19 protein-coding genes are annotated in these 22267 nt (G+C 66.2%); 9 read left to right on the top strand and 10 right to left on the bottom strand.

The annotated features are described in order from the left end of the window. The first annotated feature begins 261 nt into the window (after positions 1-261). On the top strand, positions 262-1629 hold the full coding sequence (gene mgtE, locus RT551_RS15080) for a magnesium transporter (RefSeq protein ID WP_313460209.1): 1368 nt from the start codon (positions 262-264) through the stop codon (positions 1627-1629). A gap of 188 nt (positions 1630-1817) precedes the next feature. Then, complete coding sequence (locus RT551_RS15075; protein WP_313460207.1) at positions 1818-4547, top strand: bifunctional acetate--CoA ligase family protein/GNAT family N-acetyltransferase; 2730 nt, start codon at positions 1818-1820, stop codon at positions 4545-4547. 215 nt (positions 4548-4762) lie between these two features. Here the strand turns inward: RT551_RS15075 and RT551_RS15070 are convergent, their stop codons facing one another. Then, the gene (locus RT551_RS15070) at positions 4763-5251 is read right to left on the bottom strand and encodes a hypothetical protein (RefSeq protein WP_313460205.1); all 489 of its coding nucleotides are present in this window, start codon (positions 5249-5251) and stop codon (positions 4763-4765) included. A 108-nt stretch (positions 5252-5359) separates the two neighbouring features. On the opposite strand from RT551_RS15070, the gene RT551_RS15065 reads away from it, so the two are divergent. Continuing rightward, entirely contained in the window at positions 5360-6085 is a 726-nt protein-coding gene (locus tag RT551_RS15065; RefSeq protein ID WP_313460204.1) for an alpha/beta hydrolase, read from the top strand. Here the strand turns inward: RT551_RS15065 and RT551_RS15060 are convergent. The 4 genes from RT551_RS15060 to RT551_RS15045 all read right to left on the bottom strand — a co-directional run bounded on the left by RT551_RS15060 (position 6051) and on the right by RT551_RS15045 (position 9769). Then, positions 6051-7244, bottom strand: a complete 1194-nt coding sequence (locus RT551_RS15060; protein ID WP_313460202.1) for a type II toxin-antitoxin system HipA family toxin — start codon at positions 7242-7244, stop codon at positions 6051-6053. The two genes, RT551_RS15065 and RT551_RS15060, sit on opposite strands and share 35 nt — an antisense overlap. Beyond that, positions 7234-7536 (bottom strand): helix-turn-helix domain-containing protein, encoded by a 303-nt coding sequence (locus RT551_RS15055; protein ID WP_313460200.1) that lies wholly within the window; start codon positions 7534-7536, stop codon positions 7234-7236. Before RT551_RS15055 ends, RT551_RS15060 begins: the two co-directional genes overlap by 11 nt. Before the next feature lie 151 nt (positions 7537-7687). Then, entirely contained in the window at positions 7688-8491 is an 804-nt protein-coding gene (gene dkgB, locus RT551_RS15050) for a 2,5-didehydrogluconate reductase DkgB (protein ID WP_313460198.1), read from the bottom strand. Between the two features lie 63 nt (positions 8492-8554). Continuing rightward, the gene (locus RT551_RS15045) at positions 8555-9769 is read right to left on the bottom strand and encodes an MFS transporter (RefSeq protein WP_313460197.1); all 1215 of its coding nucleotides are present in this window, start codon (positions 9767-9769) and stop codon (positions 8555-8557) included. A gap of 240 nt (positions 9770-10009) precedes the next feature. Between RT551_RS15045 and RT551_RS15040 the strand changes: the two genes are divergently transcribed. Continuing rightward, entirely contained in the window at positions 10010-10912 is a 903-nt protein-coding gene (locus tag RT551_RS15040; RefSeq protein ID WP_313460196.1) for a LysR family transcriptional regulator, read from the top strand. Between the two features lie 109 nt (positions 10913-11021). Here RT551_RS15040 and RT551_RS15035 read toward each other — a convergent pair whose 3' ends face one another. Then, positions 11022-13145: a methyl-accepting chemotaxis protein gene (locus tag RT551_RS15035; protein WP_313460194.1), complete on the bottom strand. Its 2124-nt coding sequence runs from the start codon at positions 13143-13145 to the stop codon at positions 11022-11024. Positions 13146-13369: 224 nt separating this feature from the next. Here RT551_RS15035 and RT551_RS15030 point away from each other — a divergent pair, with 224 nt between their 5' ends. Together RT551_RS15030 and RT551_RS15025 are read left to right on the top strand one after the other, a co-directional pair. Beyond that, positions 13370-13822 carry an Rrf2 family transcriptional regulator gene (locus tag RT551_RS15030; RefSeq protein ID WP_313460192.1) on the top strand — a complete coding sequence of 151 codons (453 nt, stop codon included), beginning with the start codon at positions 13370-13372 and terminating at the stop codon, positions 13820-13822. Further along, on the top strand, positions 13812-14699 hold the full coding sequence (locus tag RT551_RS15025; RefSeq protein WP_313460191.1) for an NAD(P)/FAD-dependent oxidoreductase: 888 nt from the start codon (positions 13812-13814) through the stop codon (positions 14697-14699). The genes RT551_RS15030 and RT551_RS15025 overlap by 11 nt, the downstream gene beginning before the upstream one ends. 225 nt (positions 14700-14924) lie before the next feature. On the opposite strand, the gene RT551_RS15020 is transcribed toward RT551_RS15025, so the two are convergent. Then, positions 14925-16145: an RtcB family protein gene (locus RT551_RS15020; RefSeq protein WP_313460190.1), complete on the bottom strand. Its 1221-nt coding sequence runs from the start codon at positions 16143-16145 to the stop codon at positions 14925-14927. Positions 16146-16760: 615 nt separating this feature from the next. Here RT551_RS15020 and RT551_RS15015 point away from each other — a divergent pair. Continuing rightward, the gene (locus RT551_RS15015; protein WP_313460188.1) at positions 16761-17678 is read left to right on the top strand and encodes an ankyrin repeat domain-containing protein; all 918 of its coding nucleotides are present in this window, start codon (positions 16761-16763) and stop codon (positions 17676-17678) included. Between the two features lie 112 nt (positions 17679-17790). On the opposite strand, the gene RT551_RS15010 is transcribed toward RT551_RS15015, so the two are convergent. Further along, positions 17791-18741: an aldo/keto reductase gene (locus RT551_RS15010; protein WP_313460186.1), complete on the bottom strand. Its 951-nt coding sequence runs from the start codon at positions 18739-18741 to the stop codon at positions 17791-17793. Positions 18742-18913: 172 nt separating this feature from the next. Between RT551_RS15010 and RT551_RS15005 the strand changes: the two genes are divergently transcribed. Beyond that, positions 18914-19768 (top strand): methyltransferase, encoded by an 855-nt coding sequence (locus RT551_RS15005; protein WP_313460183.1) that lies wholly within the window; start codon positions 18914-18916, stop codon positions 19766-19768. 66 nt (positions 19769-19834) lie between these two features. Continuing rightward, on the top strand, positions 19835-20371 hold the full coding sequence (locus RT551_RS15000) for a pseudouridine synthase (RefSeq protein WP_313460181.1): 537 nt from the start codon (positions 19835-19837) through the stop codon (positions 20369-20371). Positions 20372-20427: 56 nt separating this feature from the next. Here RT551_RS15000 and RT551_RS14995 read toward each other — a convergent pair whose 3' ends face one another. Beyond that, positions 20428-20829 carry a hypothetical protein gene (locus RT551_RS14995; protein ID WP_260341549.1) on the bottom strand — a complete coding sequence of 134 codons (402 nt, stop codon included), beginning with the start codon at positions 20827-20829 and terminating at the stop codon, positions 20428-20430. Positions 20830-20982: 153 nt separating this feature from the next. Next, positions 20983-22267, bottom strand: a 1285-nt coding sequence (locus RT551_RS14990) for an ATP-dependent helicase C-terminal domain-containing protein (RefSeq protein ID WP_313460176.1), incomplete at its 5' end; no start/stop codon positions are given.

The following is a 22267-nucleotide window of genomic DNA, read 5'->3' as shown; positions in this document are numbered from 1 at the left end:
ACAGGCGCGCGGCGGGGGTTGACCCAGGTTCGGCAGGGGTCCAGACTGCCGGCCGCTGCAGGCACACCGCTGCGCGGTGCCAGCCGACCAACGGTCGGCTGCTACCGATGCTCCGCCTCCCGCGAACAACCCATTCCGGAAACCCAACCCATGTCCAGCGACAGTAGACCTCGACCTTGCTCGACGCCAGTGATGGCGACCGCCTGACACGGGACGGTTCGCCAGCGTTGGCGTCGCGCATCGCGATCCAAAGGCGAACCCATGAACCAGAAAGACCTCCTGCGTCCGGTGGCCGATGCCGCCCTGAGCGCACCCCTGCAGGACTTCAACACCGCCGACGCGGTGGAATACCTCAACACGCTTGAACTGACCCGTGCCGCCGATACCCTGGCCGCGCTGCCGTTGCCGCGCGCGGTCAAGATGCTCGAACAGCCCGAGCTGGCCCGCAGCGGCGAGCTGGTCGCCGCCCTGCCCGAAGCCCGCGCCGCCGCCCTGCTGGGCCTGATGGCCGACGACCGCGCCACCGACATCGTCCACGAACTGGACGAAGACGAGCGCGCCCGCCTGATTCCGCTGCTCAACGCCGACGCGCGCCGCGCGATCCAGCAGCTGCTCAGCTACCCGGCGCACACCGCCGGCGCGCTGATGACCACCGAGTTCGTCAGCGTGCCGTCCACCTGGACGGTCGGCCGTACCCTGCAGCACATCCGCGAGGTGGAGCGCACCCGCGAAACCGTCTACGCCATCTACGTGCTCGACCCGCACAGCCAGGCCCTGCAGCAGGTGGTGACCATGCGCAGGCTGATCACCGGGCTGCCGGAGGAATCGATCCTGGAAGTGGCGCAAGTCAACGCCCCGGTCGCGGTGCACCCGCTGCTGGACCAGGAAGAAGTGGCACGGCTGATCCGCCGCCATGACCTGCTGGCCATTCCGGTGGTGGACGACGCCCAGCACGTGCTCGGCATCGTCACCGTGGATGACGTGCTGGATGCGCTGATCGAGGAGTCCACCGAGGACGCGCACAAGTTCGGTGGCATGGAGGCACTGGACAAGCCGTACATGCAGATCGGCTTCTTCGAGATGCTGCGCAAGCGCGCCGGCTGGCTGAGCGTGCTGTTCCTGGGCGAAATGCTCACCGCCAGCGCCATGCAGCATTACGAGGAAGAGCTGGCCCGCGCCGTGGTGCTGACGCTGTTCATTCCGCTGATCATGAGCTCGGGCGGCAATTCCGGTTCGCAGGCCACCTCGCTGCTGATCCGCAGCCTGGCCCTGCGCGAGCTGCGCCTGCGCGACTGGTGGCGGGTGGCCCTGCGCGAACTGCCGACCGGCATGACCCTGGGTGCCATTCTTGGCGTGCTGGCGATGATCCGCATCGTGTCCTGGCAGCTGCTTGGCCTGCACGACTACGGCGAGCACTGGCAGCTGCTGGCGCTGACCATCGGTGCGGCGCTGGTAGGCATTGTGACGTTTGGGTCGCTGTCCGGCTCGATGCTGCCGTTCGTGCTGAAGCGGCTGGGGTTCGACCCGGCCAGTGCGTCGGCCCCGTTCGTGGCCACGTTGGTGGATGTGACCGGGTTGGTCATTTATTTCAGCATTGCCGCGATGATCTTGAGCGGCACGTTGCTCTGATGGTGCGCGTGGACACGCATGGCGAATGTACGTGCGCAGGATCATGGCTTTGACACGCATGGCGTGTCACTACGACCCGTGGTTGCTCGACCCGTAGGGACACGCCATGCGTGTCCGCGCGGCCCAACATCGCCCGGATTGCGCCAGATCATCCCGCACGTAACCCCCACCCGTGTACCGTAGGGCCCATGAGCATCTACCACCTGCAATCGGTCTTCCGCCCGCAATCGGTCGCCGTCATCGGCGGCAGCCCGCGCGAACGCTCCGCCGGCCGTGCGGTGATGCGCAACCTGCGCGGCACCGGCTTCCCCGGCAAGGTTGCCTGGGTCAACCCGCGCTATGGCGAGATTGACGGCATCCGCACGGTAAAACGGCTCAAAGACCTGGACTGGGTGCCGGAGCTGGTGGTCATCACCGCCCCGGCGCAGATCGTGCCGCAGGTGGTCGCCACCGCCGCCGAACTGGGCGTGTCGGCGGCGATCATCCTGACCGCCCAGCTCGGCTACGGCCCCGGCTCGCTGGGCGAGCAGGTGGAAACGGCCGCGCGGGCCAAAGGCCTGCGCATCCTCGGCCCGCACTGCCTGGGCGTGATCGCCCCGCATGCACGACTCAACGCCAGCATTGCCGCCCACTTCCCGCAGGCGGGCGACCTGGCCCTCATCTCCGAATCCAGCGCCATTGCCGCCGCGCTGGTGGAGTGGGGCGTGGACCGTTCGGTCGGCTTCTCTGCCGTGGTCTCGCTCGGCGATGCACTGGACGTGGATTTCGGCGACCTGCTGGACTACTTCGCCACCGACTACCGCACCCGCGCCATCCTGCTGTACGTCGAACACATCCGCGATGCGCGCAAGTTCATGTCGGCCGCGCGCGCGGCCGCCCGCGCCAAGCCGGTGGTGGTGGTCAAATCCGGCCGCCACATCCGCATCAATCCCGATGCCGACACCCACGTGCAGGCCCTGGCCAGTTCCGATGATGTCTATGGGGCTGCCTTCAACCGCGCCGGCCTGCTGCGGGTGAGCGCGCTGGACGAACTGTTCACCGCTGCCGAAACCCTGGGCCGGCTCGGCACGTTCCCGGGTCGCCGCCTGGCCATTCTGAGCAACGGCGGCGGGGTAGGGCGGCTGGCCGTGGACCAGCTGCGCGCCCTGCGTGGCCAACTGGCCGAGCTCTCGCCGGCCACCGTGACCCAGCTCGACACCGTGCTGCCGCAGGGCTGGTCCCGGGCCAACCCGGTCGACATCGTGGTCGATGCCGATGGCGACCGCTACGCCGCCGCCATCGAAGCGCTGATGAATGACAGCGAGAACGACGCGGTGCTGGTGGTCAACGTGCCCACCGCGTTCACCTCGTCGGCTGACGCCGCACAGGCACTGACCCGCACACTCGGCCTGCGTCCGCGCCACCAGCGCGACAAGCCCGTGTTCGCGGTGTGGCTGGGCAACGACGACCGCGCCACTGCCACGCTCAACGCCGCGCGGGTGCCGACCTATCCCACCGAGGCCGAGGCTGTACGCGGCTTCCAGCATCTGGTGCGTTACCGCGACGCGCAGGCGGCGCTGATGGAAACCCCGCCCAGCCTGCCGGAAGATTTCGTGGTGGATACCGCCGCCGCGCGTGCGCTGGTGGAGGACGCCCTGGCAGCCGGGCAGCAGTGGCTGGACCCGATCGCCACCCATCAGCTGCTCACCGCCTACGGCATTCCTTCCGCGCCGGTGATGCAGGCCGCCGACCCGCACGAGGCGATGGACCTGGCCCAGCCGCTGCTGGAGCAGGGCGCGACGGTCGCAGTGAAGATTCTGTCGGCCGACATTCCGCACAAGTCCGACGTGGATGGCGTGCGCTTGAATCTGGGCACGCTGCAGGCGGTGCATGCCGCTGCCACGTCCATACTGGAACGCGCACGCTCGCTGCGTCCGAACGCCCGCATTGACGGTGTGCTGGTGCAGCCCACCGTGGTGCGCCCGAAGGCACGCGAGCTGATTGCCGGTATCGCCGACGACCCCACTTTTGGTCCAGTGGTGGTGTTCGGGCGCGGCGGCACCGCTGTGGAAGTCATCGACGACAAGGCGCTTGCCCTGCCACCACTGGACCTGCGGCTGGCGCATGAACTGATCGGGCGCACGCGCGTATCGCGCATCCTCAAGGCGTATCGCGATGTGCCTGCCGCCGACGAACGTGCGGTGGCGCTGATCCTGGTCAAGCTGGCGCAGCTGGCCGCGGACATTCCCGAAGTGCGCACGTTGGACATCAATCCGCTTCTGTCCGACCGCGATGGCGTGCTGGCCCTGGATGCACGCGTGGCCATCGCGCCGTCGCGGCGCATGCACAAGGGCCGCGGCCATCCCCGTTTCGCGGTGTTCCCGTATCCGAAGGAATGGGAGCGCCATCTCACCCTGTCCGATGGTGCCGCCGCCTTCGTGCGGCCGGTGCGCCCGGAAGACGACGCCCTGTTCCGCGCGTTCTTCGCCCGGGTGACCGACGAGGATTTGCGCCTGCGTTTCTTCCAGTCGGTGAAGCATTTCAGCCATGAGTTCATCGCACGGCTGACCCAGCTCGACTACGCGCGTTCCATCGCGCTGGTGGCCATCGACCCGCGCACGGGCGACATGCTTGGCGCGGTGCGTCTGCACGCCGACGCCGACTACGACCGGGGCGAGTACGGCATCCTGATCCGCTCCGATCTGAAGGGTCACGGCATCGGTTGGCGGTTGATGACCATCATGATCGAGTACGCCCAGTGGCTGGGATTGAACGTGGTCGAAGGCCAGGTGTTGCGTGAGAACAGCACCATGCTGGCGATGTGCCAGAGCCTCGGGTTCACCACAAGGCTGGACCCGGACGACGCCACCGTGATGGTGGTGACGTTGCCGGTGCAGTCGGTGAAGGTGGATGGCGAGGCCCCGATTCCGCAGGCGTGACGGGCTTGGCACTGCTTTGGCGGGGCTCTGGATCTTGCCCTGGCTTCGGCTTTGGCCTTGGCTTTTGCTTCCGCTTTGGCTTCCGCTTTGCTTTGGTAGAGCCGTTCGACAGACGACTGCCGATAACAACGATCACTGCTGTAGCGCATGACCTCGAACAACATCATGCGTCACCGTGCCGATCACCGTCACCAGCCGTCGTCTATCTTTCGACGCTACCGCTGGACGTCCTCTGGCACGGTCACCAGCGTAATCCACGCCGCAGCGGCACCCAGCGTCGCTCTGCCTTCATCATCTCCGGGCACGCTGGCATTGCGCAGCAGAACCGCATACGCCCAACCCGCCATCGGGCTTGCAACCTCGGGTAGCGCCTGCAGAAGCGCGCTCCCCCGCGCAAGCTCATCGGTACCCTGCACGAACAGCGCGTCCAGCGAAACATCACCGACCCGGCAACGCGAACCAAACCCCGCATTGCGGATGTCCTCCAGCTGCGCACCGAGCGCCCGAAGCCGGGTGGTACAGCTGGGGAATCGTTGACTGATGATCTCCTGGTCACGACGGCCGAGGTCCCTGAAGTAGCTGAGCTCCTTCTGCTCGATGCTGCTCAATGGCAACGCGGGCGCAAACGCCGGCGTGGGGACCTGATTGCCGCTTCCTGAGGGGCTGTTGTTTATTGGCGCAGACGCGCTGTCAGGCAATCGCATGTCAGCTCTCTCCAATGGGGATCACCAGACCGTAGCGCGTGCGCCACGCAACACATAGAGCCATCAGCGACATTCCGGTCACCGCCAAACGGCGCGACAATACGTCGCATGACCGACAAGATCCCCCTGCTGCTGCTCCCCGGCCTGCTCAACGATGCCGAGCTCTGGCGCGAGCAGATCGCCGCACTTTCCGACATCGCCACCTGCACCGTAGGCGACCAGACCCGCGGGGAAACCATGCAGGCCGTGGTCGACGACGTACTCGCCCAGGCTCCGCCGGAGTTCGCCCTGGCGGGGTTCTCACTCGGCGGCTTCGTCGCCCAGCAGATCCTTCGCACCGCACCCGAACGCGTGTTGCGGCTCGCCCTGATCGACACCTCGATCCACGCCGATTCCCCCGAACGCGCCGCCCAGCGCCGCAGCCAACAGGCCAGCGTGCGCCTGCCCGGCAAGTTCCACGGCTTCGGCGACACACTGATGCGCAGCTACATCGACGCCTCCCGGCTGGATGACTACGTGCTGGTGCAGCGCGTGCGCGACATGACCGCGCGGCTCGGTGCGGAGGTATTCCTGCGCCAGAGCGCACTGGAACGGGTGGACGGGCACGATGTGCTGGCCACCTATCGTGATCCCCTGCTGATCCTCTGCGGTGCCAACGACCGCATCACCCCGCCGGCAATCAGCGAGGAGATGCATGCGCTGGTGCCGCATTCCACGCTGCAGATCATTCCCGACTGCGGGCACCTGGCCCCGATGGAGCAGCCTGAAGTCGTCAACGCGGCCATGCGATCCTGGCTCATCACACCCAGTGCATGCGGCCCAACGCCCTCGTGACATCGGCCGCAGACAAGCCGGCAGCATCAAACTCGGCCTGCGCAGACTGCATGGCGTCCGCCACCTCAGTCTCAATGCCGCGCGCTGCAGCTTCGCTCAAGCCAAACCGTGCCACATCACTGCGGGCGTTCTCGATTGTCGCAAGCCGGCCTTCCGTCCCAACCCCAACGGCTTGTCGGTCACCGCCCAGCGCTACGATGTCGAAGCTTGGCGCGTGCTGCCAACGGCCATCGAACAGCAGCCCGTGATTGCGAAGATGGTCGTCCGTGTTGCCGATCACAATGTTCACCAGCATGCGTCGATACAGCACCGCGCCCGCATCGCTGACGCCGATCTGCCGACAAAGCGCGGCAAGGTTGCCATAGGTAACCCGGCCCAACGGTGCGCGTACGTCCTGAGGTCCTATGCGGTTCATCGAAAGCAGCGCGTGCAGGCTCAGGTAATGGACACTGCCTTCAGCGGGTCGATCAAAGCGGGCAACCAGCAGCAATGAGCGACCATTGATGTCCAGCACGCGGTGATCCGGGACGTCGAGTCCGGCGCGCCGCGCTAGATTCAGGCAGGCCGACTCCAGCCGGGGGATATCGATGTCGTCGTCGGGTTTCTGGAACTTGGCGATCCATTCCCGACCTGCGTCGCGCACGATGGCCTTCGGTCGTGCGCCACCCAGCGAGCTGCCCGCATCAAAGATGCGCTGCAGAGGCACTGCGGCCACCGGCTCTCCCAGCATCACCTGATGCGCTACCTGCTCCAGCTCGGCCAGATCGGCCATTGGCAGTAGCGCGCGCGGTGGTGCAGGGCGAGTGCGTGATTGCGAGAAAAGGAGACTTCCGGTGCCGGTTCCGTTGCTCAACCGCAACAGATCCAACGGGCTGCGTAGCGATCCGCGTTCCAGTTCGAGCAGCCGGCGACCCCAACTGTCCGGCCCTGCATCGGCCAGTACGCCATGGACACCATCGTTGATCTGCGTGCTCTGTTCTCCTTCCCGCAGAGGAAGGTTCAGTGGGTCGAGCGCGTAGCCGTTACCCTCTCGCCAGCTGCGGGCGTAGGTGAACTGACCTACGCCGTCTGACCAACGTAGCCGGCCGCACAGAAGATGCGAGGCGGTGAGCGACCCGTTCTCGAGAGCGGGCGCGAAGACATAGAGCTCAGAAGTCATCGTCGCGCGCCACACGCTGAGGCAAGCGTCGCCGCTCAAGTGCGCGGCCCAGAGGATCCGTGTCGATCACCTCAAGGATGCGGTCCACCATCTCAGAGTCCAATACCTGGAGTACTTCCAGCACGCTGGCGATGGCAACACCGGGATGGCCCGCCTCCAGCTTGTGCAGGGTGGTGCGCCCAACCCCGGCGCGCTCGGCCAGTTGCTCCTGGGTCAATCGTTGTCGCTTACGCATCGCCTGGACGTGCGCGCCCAGGCGGTGGGTGGCTGTCAGTACCGCAGGCGACTGCATGTGGGTACTCATGAATGGGCCAAAATGTTCACTATTCAATACAGTAACAGCTCTAACGTATCAAATAGTGAACATCCAACGAGTGATCCACTAATGTTCAGAATTCCACACGGTATTGGCTTTTGCGTGTGGAATCCTGAACATTGCAGCCTCAATCCCACGCCGGTGCAATTCCCTCCGGGTTCGCCAGCCGGTGCCCGCGATCCAGCGTCGCAATCCGGGCCATGTCCTCATCATCCAGCTTGACCTCAGCGGCTTTCAGATTCGCGGCCAGATTTTCGCGCTTGGTCGAAGAAGGAATCACCGCATAACCCTGCTGCAGCGCCCAGGCCAGCGCCACCTGTGCCGGGGTCGCGCCGTGGCGTTCGGCGATGGCCTGCATTACCGGCTCCTTCAGCACCTCGCCGTAGGCCAGGCTCATGTACGCGGTGACATGGATGCCCTGTTCGCGCAGGTAGGCGATCAGCGCCCGGTTCTGCAGATACGGGTGCACCTCGATCTGGTTGGTGGCGATGGCATCGGCCCCCAGAATCTCCACCGCCTGACGGGTGAGGTCGATGGTGAAGTTGGAGATGCCGATCTGCCGGGTCAGGCCGTCGGCCTGCGCCTGCGCCAAGGCACCCAGATACTCGACCATCGGCACCTCGTCCTTCGGCGACGGCCAATGGATCAGGGTCAGGTCGACCTCATCGGTGCGCAGCTTGCCCAGGCTTTCCTGCAGGCTGGCGCGCAGCGCCTCGCGGCGGAAGTTGCTGATCCAGATCTTGGTGGTCAGGAACACGTCCTGGCGCGGCACGCCGGATTCGGCCAGCGCCTGCCCGACCTCGGCCTCATTGCCGTAGATCTGCGCCGTGTCAATGGCGCGATAACCAACATCCAGCGCATTACGGACCGACTCAATCACCACCTGGTCCTTCAAACGGAAGGTACCCAGACCAAATGCAGGAATGCTCATAAAAAACTCCAGTGTGGGGAACGTAGAGCGGGGCTTGCCCCGCTCCCTCAACAACAAAACTACTCAATGCGCCGTTACGGCAATGCCCTCAGCCCGATCCGCCACGCCATCACGGCGGTCCAACCGCCCACTCAGCGCGGTCAGCCCCAGCGCACCCAGCACCACCAGCGCACCCAGCCACGGCGTATGCAGCAGGCCCAGGTGGTCCACCACCAGGCCGCCCAGCGACGCGCCCATCGCAATGCCCACATTGAACGCCGCAATGTTCAGCCCCGAAGCCACATCCGCAGCCTGCGGCGCGAAGCGCTGCGCCTGCTTCACCACATACACCTGCAGCCCCGGCACATTGCCGAACGCCACCGCGCCCAATGCCAGCACCGTCAGCAGCACCAGCACCGTGGAGTGCGCGGTGAAGGTCAGCGCCAGCAGCACCAGTGCCAGCAGGCTGAAGATCAGCATCAGTGCCGGAATCGGGCCGCGGCGATCGGCCAGGCGGCCGCCCCACAGGTTGCCGATCGCCACCGACACGCCATACACCAGCAGCACCCCGCTCACCGCATTGGCGGAGAAGCCGGTCACGTCCTGCAGGATCGAGGCGAGGTAAGTAAACGACAGGAAGGTGCCGCCATAGCCCAGCGCGGTGATCGCATACACCAGCAGCAGGCGTGGCTGCGCCAGCACTGCCAGCTGCTGGCCAAAGGTGGCCGGTTCGCTGCGCTGCAGGTTGCGCGGCACGAACAGCAGGCTGCCGAGCAGGGCGATTACACCCAGCGCCGCCACCGCAAGGAAGGTCGCACGCCAGCCCAGGTGCTGGCCAATGAAGGTGCCCAGCGGCACCCCGGTGACCAGCGCCACGGTCAGACCGGTGAACATGATCGCGATCGCGCTGGCCGCCTTTTCCTTCGGCACCACCGAGGTGGCAATGATCGAGCCGATCGAGAAGAACACGCCGTGCGCCAGACCGGTCAGCACCCGCGCCACGATCAGCGAGCCGTAGGTGGGGGCCATCCAGGCAATCAGGTTGCCCACGGTGAACAGCAGCATCAGCGCCACCAGCAGAGTTTTACGCGGCACCCGGCCGGTGAGCGCGGTCAGCACCGGCGCGCCGACCGCCACGCCCAGTGCATACAGCGAGACCAGCAGGCCAGCGGAGGGCAAGGTGACGCCAAGGTCGGCGGCGATGGTCGGAATCAGCCCGACAATGACGAATTCGGTGGTGCCAATGGCGTACGCACCCAGCGTGAGCGCCAATAAGGCCAAGGGAATGCCACGAGACATGGGAGAAGACCGGTGAGGGATGAGGCTGCGCAGTCTGCGCGCCAGACTGTTGCTGAAAAAGCGGTCTTCACGCCAATGACTATTGATTCGTGCGCAATAATTGGGGTGTTGACCCCGTGACCGTCGGACTGATCGACCGTAGAGCCACGCCCTGCGTGGCTTCGCGGTGTCGGACCCGCCCGCAAAGCAGCGGGGCAAGCCCCGCTCTACGCGTTGCCAGACCCACCCCCGGACCGCCCCATGAAAACCACCCTCGACGAAATGCAGGCCTTCATCGCGGTCATCGACAGCGGCTCCATCACCGCCGCCGCCGAAACCCTCGGCCAGACCACTTCCGGCGTCAGCCGCGCTCTTGCCCGCCTTGAAGAAAAGCTCGGCACCACCCTGCTCACCCGCACCACCCGTCGCCTGCAGCTCACCGAAGAAGGCAGCGCCTTCCTGGACCAGGCCCGAGCCATCGTCGCCTCGGTGGAAGCTGCCGAGGAGCAGATTGCCGCCCGCCGCGAGCGCCCCGCCGGCCGCCTGCGCGTGGACGCCGCCACCCCGTTCGTATTGCATGTGATCGCCCCGCTGGTGGCCAGCTACCGTGAGCGCTTCCCCGACGTCGCGCTGGAGCTCAACAGCAGCGAGCGCTACATCGACCTGCTTGAGCGCCGTACCGACGTTGAGATCCGCATCGGCCCTCTCGCCGATTCCACCCTGCACGCCCGACCGCTCGGCCACAGCCGTCTACGGGTGCTGGCCAGCCCGGCCTACTTGAAGGCGAACGGCACCCCCAAACGGGTGGAAGATCTGGAGCAGCACGCGCTGCTGGGCTTCGGCGAACCCGATTCACTCAACCACTGGCCGCTGCCCGGGCGCACCGATGCCTTGCTGCACATCAAACCGGCGGTGTCGGTATCCAGCGGTGAAACCCTGCTGCGGCTGGCCCAGGCAGGGGCGGGCATCGTCTGCCTGAGCGACTTCATGACCCAGCGTGATCGCGATGCCGGCACCCTCGTACAGGTACTGCCGGCGTTGACCGTGGAAGTGCGGCAGCCGATTCATGCGGTGTATTACCGCAACACGGCGGTGAGCGCGCGAATCACCAGCTTCCTGGATCACCTCGCCGCAGGTATGACCGGACCGGCTTTCGTGCGGTGATGGACCGTCTGGGCCGGCCAACGGCCGGCGCTACCGGTCGCCGGACGTGCCACATGCCGCGGGGCGCACGCGACCTCGGTAGCGCCGGCCGTTGGCCGGCCTTGGGAACCTACGCCGCGCGCGCCAACCCCGGGGCATCGGCCAACACAAACACATCCACCGCGTCATTCAACGCCAGCGCCTGCTCCTCCATGCTGCGCGCGGCCGCCGAGGCTTCCTCCACCAGCGCCGCATTCTGCTGCGTCGCCTCATCCATGTGCACCACGGTCTGATTGACCTGCTCGATGCCGGCCGACTGTTCCTGCGACGCCGCCGAAATCTCGGCCATGATGTCGGTCACCCGCTGCACGCTGTCGACGATCTCGCGCATGGTCTCACCGGCCTGCTGCACCAGCGTCGCGCCACCGGCCACGTCCTGCACGGAGGTATCGATCAACCCCTTGATCTCCTTCGCCGCCGCTGCAGAACGCTGCGCCAGCGTACGAACTTCCGAGGCCACCACCGCAAACCCGCGGCCCTGTTCGCCCGCACGTGCCGCTTCCACCGCTGCGTTCAAGGCCAGAATGTTGGTCTGGAAGGCAATCCCATCAATCACGCTGATGATGTCGGCGATGCGCTGCGACGAGGCTTCAATCGCACGCATGGTGTCCACCACCTTGCCCACCACCGCGCCGCCCTCGCTGGCCACGCTGTGCGCACCGATCGCCAACTGATTGGCCTGGCGCGCGTGGTCTGCGTTCTGGCGCACGGTAGAGGTGAGCTCCTCCATCGACGCGGCCGTTTCTTCCAGGTTCGCCGCCTGCTGTTCGGTGCGCTGCGAGAGGTCAGCATTGCCCGCTGCAATCTCGCCGGCAGCGGTCTGGATCGCCTGCGCCGACTGCTTGATACCACCGACGATGTCGGTCAGCTGCTCACTGGTGGCGGTGACGTCGTCGCGCATGCGCGCGAACACCCCATGGAACTGGCCCTGCATGCGCGCGCTGAGATCTCCGCGCGCGATGGCCTGCAGCACGCCTGACAGTTCGCCCAGGTCGCGCTCGGTGGTGTCCATCAGCTGATTCAGGCCCACCACCATGTCGCGGAAGTCGTGCTGGAAGCCGGCGGCATCACCACGCAGGCTGAAGTCGCCCAGCGCCGCCGCCTGCGCCAACCGCTTGATCTCCGCATTGATTGCGCCGAGGTTGCGCTTCACCGTATCCAGCGACTCGGTGATCACCGCCTGTTCGCCGGGCAGTCGCTGCATGTCCTGCGCCAGGTCGCCCACCGCATAGCGGCCCATGATCTGGATCGCCTGCAACTGCACCTGCACGTGTGCGTCCACCAGGGCATTGGTATCGCGCACCATCTGCCCGTAGCCGCCGGCGAACGCGCTGGCATCCATGCGGTAGCTGATCTCACCGGCCTCATGGCGCTGGGCCATATGCGCCTGCGCGGCCAGTACCTCTTTCAGGGTTCGGGTCACGTCCATCATCGCCGTGCCCAAGCGACCTATCTCGTCGCGGCTGTGCACCTGTACGTGGTGATCAAGCTCGCCACGGGCCACCGCACGCGCCGCCGCTTCCACCGCCACCACGGGGGCGATGACCGCACGACGCAGCCACGCGCCCAGCAGCACCATCAGGACCACTGCCGCTGCAGCGGTCAGCACTGCGCAGATCACCAGCATGCGCCGCGCCTGCTCAGAGCGGGCTTTGACCGCCGCTTCGGAGACCAGCGCCGTGCGTGCACCCAGCGCATCCAGCGTGGTACCCAGCGCCCGGTCCTTGCCGCGCACCAGGGTGTCACCTTCCTGCGGGTTGTAGCCGCTGGCGGCGAACGCCTCCAACGCGCCGTGGTAGTCCTTTTCCAGCGTGGCGTGCTGGCCGATGAAGGTCTTCGCCAACTGTACGGTTTCGGCGTCGTTGCCTTCGGCCAACCCCTCCGCCAGCGAACGCGCCTTCTCGCCCTGTGCATCGAAGGCACTCAGGTGCTTGGTCCGCAGCGCCTCATCGCTGCCGCGCAGCAACACGTTCTTCCACTCCTGCACCTGCATGCGGAACTCGCGCTGCAGTGCTTCGGCCTGCGCATTGCGGGCCACTTCCGGCGGGATCGTGGTCGACAGGTTCAACCACGCTGAGCCCAGCCCCGCCACGGCGCACAGCACCACCACGGCCAGACCAACGGAAAGGGCACCCAGCAGCTTGAACTGCAGGCTGAAGGCGCGCGTCGGCGCGGAAGGGGAGGGTTTGGACATGTCGGCACTGCAGATGGGAGAGGGCTATCGGATATCGGATAGCCCCGCCTCATTCTGAAGTGAGACGCGCCTCACATTTCCTGTCTCATTCACGCGAGTGAGCGTCTCATTACATTTCCATTACAGATAAATGCAGAACGGTAGTGCCGGCCGCTGGCCGGCAACCATGCACATGCCTGATACCAGAACTGGACACTCGTCCCTAATGTAACTATCGTAGTTACATGAAATCCAACAACCAGTTCTCCGACGCCCTCCACATCGTCGCCCACCTGGTCGGCCAATCCGGCCCGCGCACCTCCGAGCAGCTGGCCACCTGCCTGCCCACCCACCCGGTGGTGATCCGCCGCCTGCTGGCCCAGCTCGGCAAGGGCGGCATCGTGCAGACGGTACGCGGCCACGGCGGCGGCAGCCAGCTCGCCCGCGACCCGGCGCAGATCACCCTGCTGGACGTCTACCACGCCCTCGGCTCGCCCACCCTGCTGCACACCGGCGTACGCGAAGGCGGCCGTGGCTGCCCGGTGATGCAGGTGGTCAACGACGCGCTGGACGACAGCTACCGCCAGGCCCAGGCGCTGCTGGAAGCGCGCCTTCAGGCCACCACCCTTGCCACCTTGGGCGCGGACTTCGCCGTGCACCTCGCCAAACACACTTCTGGAGGTTCCCATGACCTTTGATGCCATCATCGTCGGCGGCAGCTTTGCCGGCCTTTCTGCTGGCCTGATCCTCGCCCGCGCCCGCCGCAACGTGCTGGTGGTGGATGCTGGGCTACCCCGCAACCGCTTCGCCGCGCATTCGCATGGCGTGCTGGGGTTGGATGGCATTGCCGGCAGCGAATTGCTGAAGCAGGCCAAGGCGCAGCTGCTCGATTACCCCACCGTGCGCTGGAGCAACGACACCGTGGTGGACGGGCATGCCACGCCGGATGGCTTTGCGCTGCGTACCGAAGGCGGTGAGACCTGGGCGACGCGCAAGGTGCTGCTGGCGACGGGTGTGCGTGATGAGCTGCCCGAGTTGCCCGGCCTGGCTGAGCGCTGGGGCAGCAGTGTCGTGCATTGCCCGTACTGCCATGGCTATGAGATTGGTGGTGGTTCGATTGGGCTGCTGGGCGGACATGCGATGTCGCCGAAGATGGCCAGTGTGCTGGCCGACTGGGGGCAGGTGACGTTCTTTACCCAAGGGGAGGAGATCGAAGCGGATGACCTCGTGATCCTGCAGCGACGCGGTGTCACCTTGGAAACCACGTCCGTGGTGTCGTTGGAGGGTGAGGCACCGCAGTTGAGTGCCGCGGTGCTTGCCGATGGTCGTCGCATCGACATCCGCGCGCTGTTCGTCACTGCGCGTCAGCACATGGCGTCGCCGCTGGCAGAGAAGCTGGGGTGTGCGTTGGAAGACAGCCCGGTGGGTGTGCTGTTGACCGTAGACGCGCAGAAGCAGACCAGTGTGCCGGGGGTGTATGCGGCGGGTGATGCGACCACGATGGGGAACATTACGTTGGCGATGGCGGAAGGTGTCAGGGCAGGCGTCGGGCTGCATCATGCCTTGATGTCGTAGAGCCACGCCCTGCGTGGCTGCTCTTGGTTCCGACGACATGAACACCTGACGCATGTCTTCGGCCGGCTCCAAACGTCGGAAAATCCATCGCAACCCGCGGTAAACCGTCTACGGACGCTTGTGACGCGCTGCGCGCGTGTACCACGCATGGCGTGGTACCTACGAATTGTTACGTGCACAGGATGATTGCGCTCTTCGCCGGGCTTGCGCCCGGCGTTCCTTGCGTCACCCCTTGATGCACACCACCTGCCGCAAGGTGTGCACCACCTCAACCAGATCGCTCTGCGCCGCCATCACCGCGTCAATCGACTTGTACGCCGCTGGCGATTCGTCGATGACCGCCGCGTCCTTCCGGCATTCCACATGCGCGGTGGCCTCGCGGTGCTGGGCCAGGGTGATCTGCTGCCGGGCCGCGCTGCGGCTCAGCACCCGGCCGGCACCATGGCTGCAGCTGTGGAAGCTTTCGGCATTGCCTTTGCCCCGCACGATGTAGCTGCGCGTGCCCATGCTGCCGGGAATGATCCCCAGCTCGCCGGCGCGTGCACTCACCGCGCCCTTGCGGGTCACCAGCAGTTCCTCGCCGCCGTGGGTCTCGCTCTGCACGTAGTTGTGGTGGCAGTTCACCGCCAGCTTCTCCAGCTGGAACTTCGGCAGCCGCAACCGCATCTCGGCCAGCACCCGCGCCATCATCGCTTCACGATTCTCGCGCGCGTAGTCCTGCGCCCAGCCCACCGCCTGCACGTAGTCGTCGAACAGCGGCTCGCCCTGCAGGAAGAACGCCAGGTCCTTGTCCGGCAGGTGGAAGCCGAGCACCCGCCGCGCCAGCAGCTCGCGCGCCTGCTCGATGAAATAGGTGCCGATCAGGTTGCCGGTGCCGCGTGAACCGCTGTGCAGCATCACCCACACCGCCCCGGTTTCATCCAGGCAGATCTCGATGAAGTGGTTGCCGCCGCCCAGCGTGCCGATCTGACAGGCCAGCTTGTCGGTACGGATCTTGCGGTGCCGCTGCTTGATCGCGTCCAGTCCCTGCACCAGCCCGGAGCGCTCGATCCGGCTGCGGATGCTGTCGGGCAACAACCGGTGCTCGCCTCCCTTGCCGTTGCCGACCGGCACCGCGCGTTCGATGCTGCTACGCAGCTGGGCCAGGTTGTCGGGCAGGTCCTCAGCCCGCAGCGTGGTGCGCACCGCGGCCATGCCGCAGCCGATATCCACCCCGACTGCGGCCGGGATGATCGCGCCGCGGGTGGGAATCACCGAGCCCACGGTCGCGCCCTTGCCGACGTGAACGTCAGGCATGACCGCGACCCATGGCCCCACGAAGGGCATGTTGGCAATGTTGCGCAGCTGCTGCTGGGCAAGCTCGTCGACCGGCACCCCGCGCACCCAGCCCTTGATCGGGGTCGGGCCTTCGGCGTGCAGCAGTTCAAATGTGTGTTGCGTGTTCATGGATTCATTCCTTTGACGCCAACGCAAACAAAAACGCCCCGGATGCAGCATCCGAGGGCGTTGGCGTGCCTCGGAGATCGGAAGCCCGATCTCCGCGCAGGAAGATCAGGGTGTGGCCGGGTGCTTCGCACCTGCGGCATCGCGCGCACGCAGCACGTCCAGCGTGCGCGGCAGTCGGTCAGCGATGGCGAAGGAAGTGCGGTGCATCGGGGGCCTCAGGTTGAAGGGTGGGACCGCACGGGACGGCGATGGGCGCGTACCTTACACGCATTGTGTGGCGATTGCCACGGGGCCGTAGGGACGCGCCATGCGCGTCCACGCGACAACCGACCCGCACGCGCCCGCCGAAACCATGACGGATATCTGGAAGAAACCGCGCAGCCCAGCAGGGATACTCCGCGCCCCCTCCCACCTGGGCGTATGCGTCACGCCCCGTCCATCGAGATCACCACGATGATTGGTAAAGTTCCAGACTCCCCGAAGCAGCTTCCAGTTCGTCCAGATTCCCGACCGGCTCCACGACTGCACGCAGACGAGCCGCGCCTCCCCGTCACCCATATGAGGAACGAGCAGTCGCAGGCGTCCGCGTCGCCCACCCGGCGAACGGACGGGCACTTGATTCAAAAGCAGCAGGAGAACCATTCAACGGCGGCGAGCAAGCGCGCGGCGCAGCTCTACTTCTCCGCGCGCCTGTACGAAGCAGTGGTGGCGGGAGACTATCCACGCGTCGAGACCCTTGTTGACGAAGGGATGAACCTGGACCACTGCCACGCGCAGAATGACCCGCCGATACTGGCTGCGATGCGCTGCGACCACCGCGATGCAGGCACCATGGTTCAACTGCTTGCACTAAGTGGCGCTCATCCGGCCGTGGTAAGCCAGATCGATGGTGCCTGCGTGCTCACCCTTGCGATTCCACGCGGACAACTGAGCACGATCTCAGTCATTCTGGAACACCCGGGCGTCCAGATTCACAGACCTGACAACAACGGAATGACGGCGTACCGGCTGGCTGAGCAGTGTGCCTACAGTCCGACCGGTGAGGCGATCTTCGAGATGATCAAGCGCCATGACCAGCTGCACACGCCTGCCCCGGCGTCTATGACGCCCGCTGCCCGCCTGTGTCGTGCCGCAACCATGGGTGATCTGGAGGGCGTCGAAACGTACCTTGACGCGGGCGGCGACCCGGACGTCTGTGACGGGCTGCATGACCCGCCGCTGCTGATCGCCGCGCAATCGAAACACCCAAATGCCAGATACATTGTCGAGCTCCTGTCGAAGGCCGGGGCGGACCCGAATGTTGCATGCCGCATCAGCGGAGATACGCCGCTCATCGTTGCGATTCAACGGAAGGAAGTGGGCATGGTCTCCCATCTCCTGAACAACCCGAAGATCGACACCCACAAGACGGACAAGACCGGAAAATCCGCGCACCAGTACGTGAACAGGCGTGTAGCCGGCGCGGATGGGGCAGCCATCTTCAAGCTGGTTGACGCGCACTGTCGGGCACAAACGTATCAGTCCGGTCGTTAGGCCATCTTGTAACAGACGTGATCGCGAAAGGCAGCGGGGCAAGCCCCGCTCTACGGTGTTGCCGACCGGTGTGGAGACGCGCCATGCGCGTCTCCACAGCATCCGGACAAAATCAAGCCGAAGCGCTATCCAGCTGCGCCAGCTCACCCGCACTCAGCGTCAGCTTCGCCGCCGCCAGCACATCCTGCAGCTGGCCCACGCTGGTGGCACTCACAATCGGTGCGGTAATGGTCGGCTGCGCGATCAGCCACGCCAGCGCCACCTGTGCCGGCGTCGCCTTGTGCGAGTCGGCCACATCATCCAGTGCTTCCAGAATGCGCAACCCGCGCGGGTTCACATACTTGCCCACCACGCTGCTGCCGCGCGAGGCGCTCTTGCCGGCATCGTCCGCGCTGCGGTACTTGCCGGTAAGGAAGCCGCTGGCCAGCGAGTAGTAGCTGATCACGCCCAGCCCATGCTCACTTGCCACGGCCTCAAGCCCGTCCTCATAACCGGCACGGTCATACAGGTTGTACTCCGGCTGCAGGGTTTCATAGCGCGGCAGCTTGTAGTCGGCGGATACCTTCAACGCATCGCGCAGGCGCGAGGCGCTGTAGTTCGAAGCGCCAATCGCACGCACCTTGCCCTGCTCGATCAACCGGCCAAACGCGGCCAGCGTGGTTTCCAGCGGAACCGACTCATCGTCTTCGTGCGCCTGGTACAGATCGATCACATCGGTCTGCAGGCGGCGCAGCGAGTCTTCCACCGCCGCAGCGATGTTGTCGGCGGACAGCCCAGGGCGTTCGGCCCACTTGGCCACCTTGGTTGCCAGCACCACCTTGTCGCGCTTGCCGCTGCGCTGGAACCAGCGGCCCAGAATCGTCTCCGATTCACCGCCCTGATTGCCCGGCACCCAGGCCGAATACGCATCGGCGGTGTCGACCAGGTTGAAGCCGGCGTCAACGAATGCATCCAGCAGATCGAACGAGGTCTTCTCGTCCGCACCCCAGCCAAACACGTTGCCGCCGAACGCGATGGGGGCCACTTTCAGGCCGGAACGGCCGAGTTCGCGCGCTGCAGTCATGGGCAGGTCTCCATTGAGAATCAATGGAACAGGATACGGGCGCGGTGATGACATCGCCGAGGCACGCCGCACAAAACAGTGTTCCGCAATACGCCACCGTACTAACGATTTGTGAACACCTTGACGCAATGGGCTGCTAGTCTCGCCGCATCCCGTCACTGGAGTTGTGCCGATGAAAGCCCGTTCGCTCAGCTGTGCCTGCCTGTTCACCGTGTCCACGCTGCTGCTCGCGGCCCCTGCCATGGCGATCAAGCCGGCGGGTGCCAACGCGCAGCCGGCCATCACCCCGGCCGTGCAGGCCGCCGTGGACGGCAAGGGCCGCACCCCGGCCAATGTGCAGCGCGATGCTTACCGCCACCCGGCGCAGACCCTTTCGTTCTTCGGCGTGGAGCCGGGCAAGACTGTGGTCGAAATCACCCCCGGCGGCGGCTGGTACTCCGAGATCCTGGCCCCGCTGCTGCGCGACAAGGGCACCTACGTGGCGGCCGTGGTCGACCCGATGGCGGTGGCCGAAGGCCGTGGCCGCGACTACCAGCAGCGTGGTCTGGACAGCCTAAGCAAGAAGTTTGCCGACACCCCGGCGCTGTTCGACAAGACCGAGGTCGTGAAGTACGACCCGAAGGCCCCGGTGTTCGGTGCGCCCGACTCGGCTGATGTTGTGCTGACCTTCCGCAACGTGCACAACTGGCGCAGCGCGGGCCAGGCCGAAGGCATGTTCAAGGGCTTCTACAACGTGCTCAAGCCGGGCGGCGTGCTGGGCGTAGTGGAGCACCGCGCCAAGGCCGATGTGCCGGCGGACGACAAGAGCGGCTATGTGGGTCAGGCGCAGGTGATCGCGCTTGCCAAGGCCGCTGGTTTCGAGCTGGCTGGCAGCAGCGAGATCAATACCAATCCGCGCGACACCAAGGACTACCCGAATGGCGTGTGGACCCTGCCGCCGTCGAACAACCACGACGCCGCCGATGCCGCCAAGTACAAGGCGATTGGCGAAAGCGACCGCATGACCCTGCGCTTTGTGAAGCGTTGATACAAAGCCGCCGTTGCACGGCGACGACCGTTGGTCGTCGCTCGCGGGGGATGGGACAATGGCCGCATGCTCATCGCCTTCAACAAACCCTTCAACGTGCTGTGCCAGTTCACCGACCGCAGCCAGCCGCCGCGCGCGACTCTGGCCGGGTTCGGCCTGCCGCCTGACGTCTACGCCGCCGGCCGCCTAGACTACGACAGCGAAGGCCTGCTGCTGCTCACCGACGATGGGCGTCTGGCCAACCGCCTGACCGACCCGAAGCACAAGGAAGCCAAGACCTACTGGGTGCAGGTGGAGGGCTCGGTGACCGATGAGGCCCTGCAGGCACTGCGTCGTGGCGTACAGCTCAACGACGGTCCGACCCTGCCGGCCGGCGTGGAGATTCTGGAAGCCCCGTCACTGTGGGAACGCACCCCGCCGGTCCGCTTCCGCAAGACCGTGCCCGATGCGTGGCTGGCGATCACCCTGCGCGAGGGCCGCAACCGGCAGGTGCGGCGCATGACCGCCGCCGTCGGCCTGCCCACGCTGCGGCTGGTGCGCGTCTCCATGGGCCCGCACCGCCTGGATGACCTGCAACCCGGCCAATGGCGGCAGGTCGACTGAAACAAAAACACCGCCGGACACTGCCGGCGGCGCTTTCATCAAACCTTGAATCTCAATCACGCATCGCTGCCAATATCGCTGTGCTCGTCAATCACGGTGCTGGTGCGACGATTGCGCGCGGCAATGCGCTGCGCCTGCCCATCCACCACACCGCCCTGCGCGGCCTTCTTCTTCTGCTGCTTGCGGTACAGCGCGTAGCCCAGCAGGCCCACGCCCACCGCCGCCACGGCAATGGTTGCGGCCGGGTTACGGCGCACCACCTTGGCGGCGGCCTTGCCGCCGGTCTTCACTGCACCGAGCGCGGCACCGGTCTTGATCCAGTCGGTGGCCTGCGGGCCAAAGTGACGCAGGTTGCTGCCCAGGCTGTTGCCTGCATGCTTCAGGCCGTCGCCGGCGCTGCTGGCCAAATCCAGGGCGCGCTCCAGGGCGCGGTCGGTAATCACGGTCAGTCTGCTCATGTGGGGTCCTTTGCCTCGGGTCGAAATCCAGTGTGGCGCGATGGCCGTGTAGAGCGTGTTATCCGTATCGTGACTGGATGCTGACCGCGTGGTCAAAAAGCAGCCGGGCAAGCCCGGCTCTACGTAGTGCCGGGCTTGCCCGGCAATCGCCATTTACGTCCCGCGCGGCTTGGCACGGTGCGTGGCGGTGGCGGTCCACGGGTCATCCGGCCACGGATGCTTGGGGTACCGTCCCTTCATTTCCTTTTTGACTTCCGCATAGGTGTTGGCCCAGAAGTTGCGCAGATCCTGGGTCACCTGCAGCGGCCGTCCGCCGGGCGAGAGCAGGTGCAGGGTCAGCGGCACCCGGCCGTCGGCAATGCGCGGGGTGTCGGCCAGCCCGAACAGCTCCTGCAGCTTCACCGCCAGCACCGGTGGCAGCGGGGTGACGCCATCTGCCTCCAGTGCGTAATGAATGGCGCGCTCCATGCCGGACGGCACCGCCATCCGTACCGGAGCCAGCTGGTCCACGCGTTGCCGCAGTGCCCACGGCAGCGGTGACTTCAGTGCCTCGCCCAGCGTGCTCTCATCCAGCGCATCCAGCCGGGTCTTGCCGTTGAAGGCCGGGGTCAGCCATTCGGACAACGTCGCCAGCAGCGCCGCGTCGGACACATCCGGCAGCTCCAGTTCCGGCATCCAGTGGCGCAGACCCACGGTGCGGGCCTGCCACTGGCGCAGCCCGTCGGTCCACGGCAGCGCCTGCAGGCCGAGTTCGCGCACTGCCTCGGTCAGCGCCTGCGCGGCCTGCGCCGGATCCACCCTTCCGGCGGAACGGCTGTCCAGCACGATGCGGTCGAAGCGGGTCTCGCGCAGCGCCACCAGCGCCCGCTTGTCGCCGTCCCAGCGCACCACGTCTTCCTGCACGAAGCGCTGCGGGAAGTCGCGGCGCAGGCGGGTTTCATCCACCGGTGCGGCGCGCAGCAGCAGGGAATCGCGTGCCTCGAAGCGCAGCTCCACCGCCACCAGCCATGGCTCGCCGCGCAGGTCGCTGGGATCGAACAGGCGCGCGCTGCGGCCATTGGCCAGCAGGTAGCGCAACGGATCGGTCGGGTGGCGGGCGGCAATCCGGTCCGGGAAGGCATGCGCCAGCAGGTCGCCCAGCTGATGCGCCTCCACCGAGGAGGGCGGGGCGGTGTCGCAGCGCAGGCGTCGTCGCCACTGCTTGCTGGCGGCATCAATGGCCGCCAGCGCCCCGCGATTGGCGTCGTGTGGTGCCCGGCCCTGACGGAACGCCGCCAGCGCCCGCCAGCGCGCTGCCAAGGCATCACCGCCCTGGCGCAGCGGGTCGCGCGCTTCCACCAGCGCGGCCAGGTCGCAGGCCAGCGCCTGTTCCACGCCAGAACCCGCAGATAGCAGCATCGCCGCCAGTCGCGGGTGCGTACCCAGCGCCAGCATGCGC

This window comes from Stenotrophomonas sp. (assembly GCF_032103445.1).
Lineage (GTDB): Bacteria > Pseudomonadota > Gammaproteobacteria > Xanthomonadales > Xanthomonadaceae > Stenotrophomonas.
Note: the sequence above shows the minus strand (reverse complement) of the source record. Positions and strands in the feature narration are given on the sequence as shown.

What these genes read in the sequence shown, in the direction of transcription:
- mgtE (WP_313460209.1), top strand. Translation starts at nt 262, where the DNA reads ATGAACCAGAAAGACCTCCTGCGTCCGGTGGCCGATGCCGCCCTGAGC.
- RT551_RS15075 (WP_313460207.1), top strand. Translation starts at nt 1,818, where the DNA reads ATGAGCATCTACCACCTGCAATCGGTCTTCCGCCCGCAATCGGTCGCC.
- RT551_RS15070 (WP_313460205.1), bottom strand. Translation starts at nt 5,251, where the DNA reads ATGCGATTGCCTGACAGCGCGTCTGCGCCAATAAACAACAGCCCCTCA.
- RT551_RS15065 (WP_313460204.1), top strand. Translation starts at nt 5,360, where the DNA reads ATGACCGACAAGATCCCCCTGCTGCTGCTCCCCGGCCTGCTCAACGAT.
- RT551_RS15060 (WP_313460202.1), bottom strand. Translation starts at nt 7,244, where the DNA reads ATGACTTCTGAGCTCTATGTCTTCGCGCCCGCTCTCGAGAACGGGTCG.
- RT551_RS15055 (WP_313460200.1), bottom strand. Translation starts at nt 7,536, where the DNA reads ATGCAGTCGCCTGCGGTACTGACAGCCACCCACCGCCTGGGCGCGCAC.
- dkgB (WP_313460198.1), bottom strand. Translation starts at nt 8,491, where the DNA reads ATGAGCATTCCTGCATTTGGTCTGGGTACCTTCCGTTTGAAGGACCAG.
- RT551_RS15045 (WP_313460197.1), bottom strand. Translation starts at nt 9,769, where the DNA reads ATGTCTCGTGGCATTCCCTTGGCCTTATTGGCGCTCACGCTGGGTGCG.
- RT551_RS15040 (WP_313460196.1), top strand. Translation starts at nt 10,010, where the DNA reads ATGAAAACCACCCTCGACGAAATGCAGGCCTTCATCGCGGTCATCGAC.
- RT551_RS15035 (WP_313460194.1), bottom strand. Translation starts at nt 13,145, where the DNA reads ATGTCCAAACCCTCCCCTTCCGCGCCGACGCGCGCCTTCAGCCTGCAG.
- RT551_RS15030 (WP_313460192.1), top strand. Translation starts at nt 13,370, where the DNA reads ATGAAATCCAACAACCAGTTCTCCGACGCCCTCCACATCGTCGCCCAC.
- RT551_RS15025 (WP_313460191.1), top strand. Translation starts at nt 13,812, where the DNA reads ATGACCTTTGATGCCATCATCGTCGGCGGCAGCTTTGCCGGCCTTTCT.
- RT551_RS15020 (WP_313460190.1), bottom strand. Translation starts at nt 16,145, where the DNA reads ATGAACACGCAACACACATTTGAACTGCTGCACGCCGAAGGCCCGACC.
- RT551_RS15010 (WP_313460186.1), bottom strand. Translation starts at nt 18,741, where the DNA reads ATGACTGCAGCGCGCGAACTCGGCCGTTCCGGCCTGAAAGTGGCCCCC.
- RT551_RS15005 (WP_313460183.1), top strand. Translation starts at nt 18,914, where the DNA reads ATGAAAGCCCGTTCGCTCAGCTGTGCCTGCCTGTTCACCGTGTCCACG.
- RT551_RS15000 (WP_313460181.1), top strand. Translation starts at nt 19,835, where the DNA reads ATGCTCATCGCCTTCAACAAACCCTTCAACGTGCTGTGCCAGTTCACC.
- RT551_RS14995 (WP_260341549.1), bottom strand. Translation starts at nt 20,829, where the DNA reads ATGAGCAGACTGACCGTGATTACCGACCGCGCCCTGGAGCGCGCCCTG.